We start from the raw sequence: 2376 nt of genomic DNA, 5'->3' as shown, positions 1-2376 counted from the left end.
GTCCGCGCCAATCCGACTGCTGGGTTCTCGATTGTTCAATATACCGGGCCAGGCTCTGTTGGAACTATTGCTCATGGATTGAGTGCTGCGCCAGACTTCATCCTCGCCAAAAACTATCAAGACCTTGCTGGGAGTTGGATGACATATCATTCAGGTTATCCTGGTGGAACTCATGGATTTAATTTTCAAGCAACAACCGGTGTTTATGCTGATTCTGGCTATTGGAATGGCACAGACCCTGATAGCAATGTAATTACGCTTGGTTCTTACACTAATACTGCTCACACTTGGATTGTATTCTGCTGGAGCGCTGTCAAAGGCTACTCATCCTTCGGAAAATACACCGGCAACGGTTCTGCTGATGGTCCGTTTGTTTATACAGGGTTTAGGGTGAAATGGTTGCTTACGAAGAGATCAGATGGCGGTGCTAATGACTGGCAGCTAATCGATGCATCAAGAAGTCCATCAAATGTGGCTGATGATGCTTTGAAACCAAATAGCTCTGGAGCGGAAGGTACTCATGCTGATTACGGAGTTGATTTCTTAAGCAATGGCTTTAAACAAAGGACTAGTCACATTGCGAGAAACGGCAGTGGCAACATCTATATCTACGCCGCATTTGCTGAGCATCCCTTCAAAACCTCTCGCGCGGTATAGCTAAATTTAATTTACAGCAGGTATCTACTAATGCTTTTACTTGATGGCAAGCGCCTGGTCTATGGGCGAGCCTTTAGTTCTAATGGTGTGAGCTATCCGGCAAATTGGCTCGCATTTACTTCCCGAGAGCAGCACGAAGAAATCGGCATCACATACCAAGACGACCCTTCGCCAGCACAGACTTGGGACCAAAAGTGGGCTTGGGGTTATCTCGATGACGGTTCACTGAATTGGAAAGACTTCAGCTCTAAGAAAACTCAGCTGCTGCTGCAAAACAATTCAATCGCCAGTTCGCTCCTGTCGCCCTCTGACTACACCGTCACACGCAAGTACGAGAAAGGTACTGCAATCCCTGCTGATACCAGCTCATTCCGTGACGAAGTCCGTCGCATCAATGATGCTCGTGAGGCTGTTATCGAGGGAACCTCGACCACCGAGGAGCTGCATGGGATCAGTGAATTTGCGGATTTGCCATATCCCAGCGACATTGCTGAATGGAAGGCAACTCGTGAAGCCGCTGCTGCTAAAGCTGCTGCTGAGGCCGCCGCCGCCGCCGCCGCCGCCGCTGCCGCTGCCGCTGCTGAATCGTCCGAATCCTCCAGCGAGTCTTCTTCTGAATCCTCAGAAGCTACCGAGTGATTGACTGATGATTAAAGTTATCGCTGTCGGTGTTGTTGCCGGCAACTTAATTGCATTAAATGCAATCGCATATTTCGGCTACCGCGCTTTGACTGGTGGCCTGGACTTGCTTAAGAGTGAAATGGCCTTGCAGGTCGAGGAGAGACTTACTGAGGAGTATGGCTACATCACCAAGGATCTTGAAAGCATGAAAGGCGATCTTCTTGGATCGCAAGAAAAGCTAATTCCCTCTCCTGCAAAGGTGCAGACAGGGTTGCCTATCCTCCGCTGAGATGTCGATACCTGATATCGGGCTTGGTGGAGCAAGTGTTCCCGATGTCAGTCTTTATACCCCACCCGTTCGCATGGGATTAATTGCGCCCCAGCTTCCATCTGGGGTGTCCATGCAGTTGCCTGTCGTCCAGATTCCTGGATGCGTTGAGGCGCACGTCGATTCTGAGCTGCAAACTGAGCTGACGACAAACGACCCAGGGCGTGTAGCTGTCTACTGCGACTCGGGCATGCCGTCATACGACCCAATGTCGTTCGAACCAAACCGCCTTCAGCCTGTCGGACTAAAACAAATCCCAAACACCGGTGGGCTTGGGAAGGAGCAGGAGAAAGCAGAGGCAGAAGAAGTGGCAGGGCCTCCAGCTTTGCCAAAGCAAAGCCTCCCATCCTTCAATGTCGCAACTGCGAATACGAAGGAGGATCTTGTTGTCAGCAGGCCGGAGTGCAAGCAGGACGAAATCATCAGGAACGGCAAGTGCATCAAGCTTGTCCAGCCTGAGAACAAGATCGCCGAGGCCGCAGCCAAGTACTTGCCTCCACTCGAGGCGGCTACGACTACGGCGACGATTGCCACCGTCGCAACCGTATCGGCGCTGGTCGCAAAGCCAGTAGCTGATTTTCTGCTGAAGTTAATCAAGCCGATGATCAAGAAGATCATCGCCAAGATCAAAAAGGCCTTAGGCAAGAAAGTTAAGGTGCGGAGCTTGCGGGAGCGGATGCTGGCTCAGCGCGCAAGGAATCAATTGCTGCGTCAAGCCCGAGATCTGATGGGGTAATCGTGACCTCGTGGACATGTGGTGCGATGGCTAC

General features: G+C 51.3%; 4 protein-coding genes. All 4 read left to right on the top strand.

Going from position 1 to position 2376, the window contains the following annotated elements; all coding sequences use genetic code 11:
* A partial coding sequence (locus tag AACP44_RS09025) for a hypothetical protein (RefSeq protein WP_339340197.1) occupies window positions 1-657 on the top strand: 657 nt, incomplete at its 5' end.
* A gap of 30 nt (window positions 658-687) precedes the next feature.
* Entirely contained in the window at window positions 688-1296 is a 609-nt protein-coding gene (locus AACP44_RS09020; protein ID WP_339340196.1) for a hypothetical protein, read from the top strand.
* Window positions 1297-1303: 7 nt separating this feature from the next.
* A complete protein-coding gene (locus tag AACP44_RS09015) occupies window positions 1304-1567 on the top strand; it encodes a hypothetical protein (RefSeq protein ID WP_339340195.1) in 264 nt (87 codons plus the stop codon).
* Window positions 1568-1679: 112 nt separating this feature from the next.
* The gene (locus AACP44_RS09010) at window positions 1680-2342 is read left to right on the top strand and encodes a hypothetical protein (RefSeq protein ID WP_339340194.1); all 663 of its coding nucleotides are present in this window, start codon (window positions 1680-1682) and stop codon (window positions 2340-2342) included.
* Window positions 2343-2376 lie beyond the last annotated feature (34 nt).

The sequence above is a fragment of the uncultured Oceanicoccus sp. genome (assembly GCF_963968385.1).
Lineage (GTDB): Bacteria > Pseudomonadota > Gammaproteobacteria > Pseudomonadales > Dasaniaceae > Oceanicoccus.
This window is presented reverse-complemented; position numbering and strand designations above follow the sequence as displayed.

Excerpts from the sequence above, each read along its gene's own strand:
- AACP44_RS09010 (WP_339340194.1), top strand. The coding sequence starts at position 1,680 with ATGCAGTTGCCTGTCGTCCAGATTCCTGGATGCGTTGAGGCGCACGTC.
- AACP44_RS09015 (WP_339340195.1), top strand. The coding sequence starts at position 1,304 with ATGATTAAAGTTATCGCTGTCGGTGTTGTTGCCGGCAACTTAATTGCA.
- AACP44_RS09020 (WP_339340196.1), top strand. The coding sequence starts at position 688 with ATGCTTTTACTTGATGGCAAGCGCCTGGTCTATGGGCGAGCCTTTAGT.